This window comes from Agrococcus sp. DT81.2 (genome assembly GCF_049844935.1).
Classification (GTDB): Bacteria; Actinomycetota; Actinomycetes; order Actinomycetales; family Microbacteriaceae; genus Agrococcus.
Map to the genome: position 1 here is coordinate 1 of NZ_JBNCLZ010000013.1, position 3,608 is coordinate 3,608.

Below are 3,608 nucleotides of genomic sequence, written 5' to 3' on the forward strand. Positions count from 1 at the left end.
CTCTGGATCAGCGCCGGGGCAACTTCTCTATCGTAACCACTTCTCGAACGGTGTCAAATCGACACACCGTGCGGAGCGAAGCTCACACCAGACTTCCAGTCCTGGCTCGTGGCAACCTGTCTAGGTTACACGATCGGGAGGCGCCGTCAAACCGGCGTGTCGCACCGGCAGCTTCTGCTGTCCGACGCGCTGTGCGCTCCGCACCTTCGTCTTCGAAGTGGGATGTCAGCGTATCAGAGTGCGAGCAGCTCCGGTGCCACGCGCAGTCCGAGCACCGGGCGATCGGCCGTCCACACCGCAGCGCACGCAGCGCGGATCGTGTCCACTGGTCGCTCGCCGTGGCGCACGAGCGTCAGGTCGATGCCCGATCGCCGCACCGCGGCGGTCCCGACCTCGAAGTAGACGTCACCCGTCGACGTCTCGAGCGTCTCGCGCACGGGGACGATGGGTTCCGTGAGACCGCGCAGGTCCTGGATCACGTGGTCCGGCCGCATCGATGCGTCCGCGGCGAGCAGGCTCGCGCCACGGTCGATGCCGGTGAGGACGAGGATCGAGCGGATGCCGGTGCGACGTGCCCCGAGGATGTCGGTGTCGAGGCGGTCGCCGATCATCGCCGGCGCCTTGGCGTTGAACCGGTCGGTCGCGAGCTCGAACATCGGCGTCTCGGGCTTGCCGGCGAACTCGGCGAGCCTTCCCACCGCGGTGTGCACGGCCGACACGAGGGTCCCGTTGCCCGGAGCGATGCCGCCCGCGACCGGGATCGTCCAGTCGCCGTTCGTCGCGATCCAGGGGATCCCGGTGTGCAGCGCGAACGAGGCCTCCGCGAGGTCCTTCCAGCCGACGGACGGGTGGAATCCCTGCACCACGGCCTTCGGCTGCTCGGCGGCAGTGCGCACCACGCGCCACCCGCGTGCCTCGATCTCGACGACGATGCCTGCGCCGCCGACGACGAGCACGGGATCGCCGGGCTCGAGGTGCGGGGCCAGCAACCGCATGGCTGCCTGCGGACTCGTGACGACCTGCTCGGCCCGCACCTCGAGGCCGAAGGACGACAGGTGCTCGGCGACCTCGGCATCGGTTCGCGACGCGTTGTTCGTCAGGTAGGCGGTCGGCAGCCCCGTGCCGCGGATGCTCTCGACGGCGTGCGGGATCGCGTCAGCGCCCTTGTAGACCACGCCGTCGAGATCGACGTAGAGGCAGTCGATGCCGTCGAGCGGCGTGGGCACGGCGCTCTTGCGGAACAGCGCCATCAGCGCTCGTCGTCCCGCCGCTCGATCAGCTCATCACCGAAGAGCGCGTCGCCGAACAGCGCGTCGCCGTGGGGCGCGGGCGCGGCAGACGGTGCCGCAGCGACCTCCTGCTCGTCGTCGCCAGCCGACTCGACCTCGCCAGCATCAGCCGACTCGACCTCGCCAGCATCAGCCGACTCGACCTCGCCAGCATCAGCCGACTCGACCTCGCCAGCATCAGCCGACTCGACCTCGCCGACATCAGACGACTCGACCTCACCGACATCAGACGACTCGACTCCATCAGCATCAGACGACTCGACTCCATCAGCATCAACCGACTCGACCTCACCGGCATCAGCCGACTCGACCTCACCGGCATCAACCGACTCGACCTCACCGGCATCAGCCGACTCGACCTCACCGGCATCAGCCGACTCGACCTCAGCAGCATCAACCGACTCGACCTCACCGGCATCAACCGACTCGACCTCAGCAGCATCAACCGACTCGACCTCAGCAGCATCAACGGACTCGACCTCTGCGGCATCAACCGACTCGACAGCTTCCGGGACGTCCTCGGTCTCGATGCGCTCGGTGATGATCGAGACCGCCTCGAGCTCGCCGGGCGCGAGTGCCGCCTCGAGCGCATCGATCGCGCGCTCAGCGAGCTCCGACCACTCCGCCGCCTCGTCGGTGCGGCCGAGCTCCTCGAGCACGCCGGCATAGCTCGCGAACAGCGCCGGGCTGTACTCGAACGCCTTGTCCTTGCGCAGCTCGGGGATGCGGAGCTCCTCGAGCGCCGCCTCGGTCTGGCCGAGGTCGAGCCGTGCGCCCGACTTGACGATGGCGAGCTCGACGCGCACGGGCGTGTCCAGCGTCGACGACTCGACGGACCTCGCCAGCTCGAGCGCCTTCTCCGGGCGGCCGAGACCGCGCTCGCAGTCGGCCATGAGGGGCAGCTGATCGTCGCGGCCCGTGATGCGACGGTAGGTGCGCAGCTCGCGCAGCGCGAGCGCGAAGTCGCCCAGCTGGTAGGCAGTGATCGCGAGCGTCTCGCGCACGACGCCGATGCGTCCCGCGCGTCGAGCGGCCGTCAGGGCGTGCTGATGTGCCAGCTCGGGGTCGTCGTCGATGTAGCGCGATGCCATGGCCATGTGCTTGGCCACGAACTCGGCGTTGTCCTTCGTCAGTGTCTTCAGCTGTGCCCGGGCGCCGATGTCGAGATCCTCGGCCACGACATCGTCGGGCAGCGGCGGCGACACGAAGTCCTCGTCGCGCGCCTGCTTGAAGCTCTCGCCCGAGCCCTCGCCACGGCGCTCGAAGTCGCGGCCCGGGCGCGCGGCGTCACGCTGGGGACCCTGGTTGCGGTCCCGCTGCGTATCGCGGCGGCGCTGGTCGTCCCGGCCGAACCGGTCGTCACCGTCACGCTGCGGGCGGGCGTCTCCCCCGCCGGCGCGGTAGCCGGTATCGCCGGGGCGCAGCGGCTTCCGCTCGGGCTGCGGGCGCGAGTCGCGATCGCCGAAGCGACGCTGACCGTCGCGCTGCGGCGGCCGGCGGTCGCCGTCGCGAGGCGGACGGCGGTCCCCATCGCGAGGCGGGCGCGAGTCGCGGTCGCCGAAGCGACGCTCTCCGTCGCGCTGCGGCGGGCGGCGATCGCCGTCGCGAGGCGGACGGCGGTCGCCGTCGCGCTGCGGACGCGAGTCGCGGTCACCGAAGCGACGCTCTCCGTCACGCTGCGGCGGGCGGCGGTCGCCGTCGCGCTGGGGACGGGAGTCGCGGTCGCCGAAACGACGCTCGCCGTCGCGCTGGGGACGGGAGTCGCGCTCGCCGGAGCGACGCTCGCCGTCGCGCTGCGGACGCGCGTCGCGGCCACCGAAGCGACGCTCACCATCACGCTGCGGCGGGCGGCGGTCGCCGTCGCGCTGCGGGCGCGAGTCGCGGTCACCGAAGCGACGCTCGCCGTCACGCTGCGGCGGGCGGCGGTCGCCGTCGCGCTGCGGCCGGCGGTCGCCGTCACGAGGCGGACGACGGTCGCCATCGCGCGACGGGCGGGCATCTCCACCGGCACGGTAGCCGGTGTCGCCGGGGCGCAGCGGCTTGCGATCGCCCTGGGGGCGAGCGTCGCGGTCGCCGAAGCGGCGGGCTCCATCACGCTGCGGACGGTCACCGTCACGCTGCGGGCGCGAGTCGCGCTGGGGACGGCCTCGGTCGCCGGCGGGCCGGCGGCGGTCGTCGTTCCGATCGGAGCTGCGCTCTGCCTTGTCGTTCATGGCCCCATGCTCCCATCAGGGTCGTACAAATGAAAAAAGGGGCCCCAGATGAATCTGGGGCCCCTTTCCAAGGTAAGTCCGGCGGTGTCCTACTCTCCCACAGGGT

3 protein-coding genes are annotated in these 3,608 nt (G+C 71.1%); 1 reads left to right on the forward strand and 2 read right to left on the reverse strand.

Going from position 1 to position 3,608, the window contains the following annotated elements:
- Positions 1 to 233 precede the first annotated feature (233 nt).
- Positions 234 to 1,250, reverse strand: a complete 1,017-nt coding sequence (locus ACLQ21_RS15685) for an HAD-IIA family hydrolase (protein WP_425664905.1) — start codon at positions 1,248 to 1,250, stop codon at positions 234 to 236.
- Positions 1,250 to 2,380, reverse strand: coding sequence for a hypothetical protein (locus ACLQ21_RS15690; RefSeq protein ID WP_425664906.1), 1,131 nt, complete (start codon positions 2,378 to 2,380; stop codon positions 1,250 to 1,252). Before ACLQ21_RS15690 ends, ACLQ21_RS15685 begins: the two co-directional genes overlap by 1 nt.
- Before the next feature lie 6 nt (positions 2,381 to 2,386).
- Here ACLQ21_RS15690 and ACLQ21_RS15695 point away from each other — a divergent pair, with 6 nt between their 5' ends.
- Positions 2,387 to 3,535, forward strand: coding sequence for a hypothetical protein (locus ACLQ21_RS15695; protein ID WP_425664907.1), 1,149 nt, complete (start codon positions 2,387 to 2,389; stop codon positions 3,533 to 3,535).
- Positions 3,536 to 3,608 lie beyond the last annotated feature (73 nt).

Bases quoted from the DNA above. Each gene is read 5' to 3' on its own strand.
- ACLQ21_RS15685 (WP_425664905.1), bottom strand. From the start codon at position 1,250: ATGGCGCTGTTCCGCAAGAGCGCCGTGCCCACGCCGCTCGACGGCATC.
- ACLQ21_RS15690 (WP_425664906.1), bottom strand. From the start codon at position 2,380: ATGGCATCGCGCTACATCGACGACGACCCCGAGCTGGCACATCAGCAC.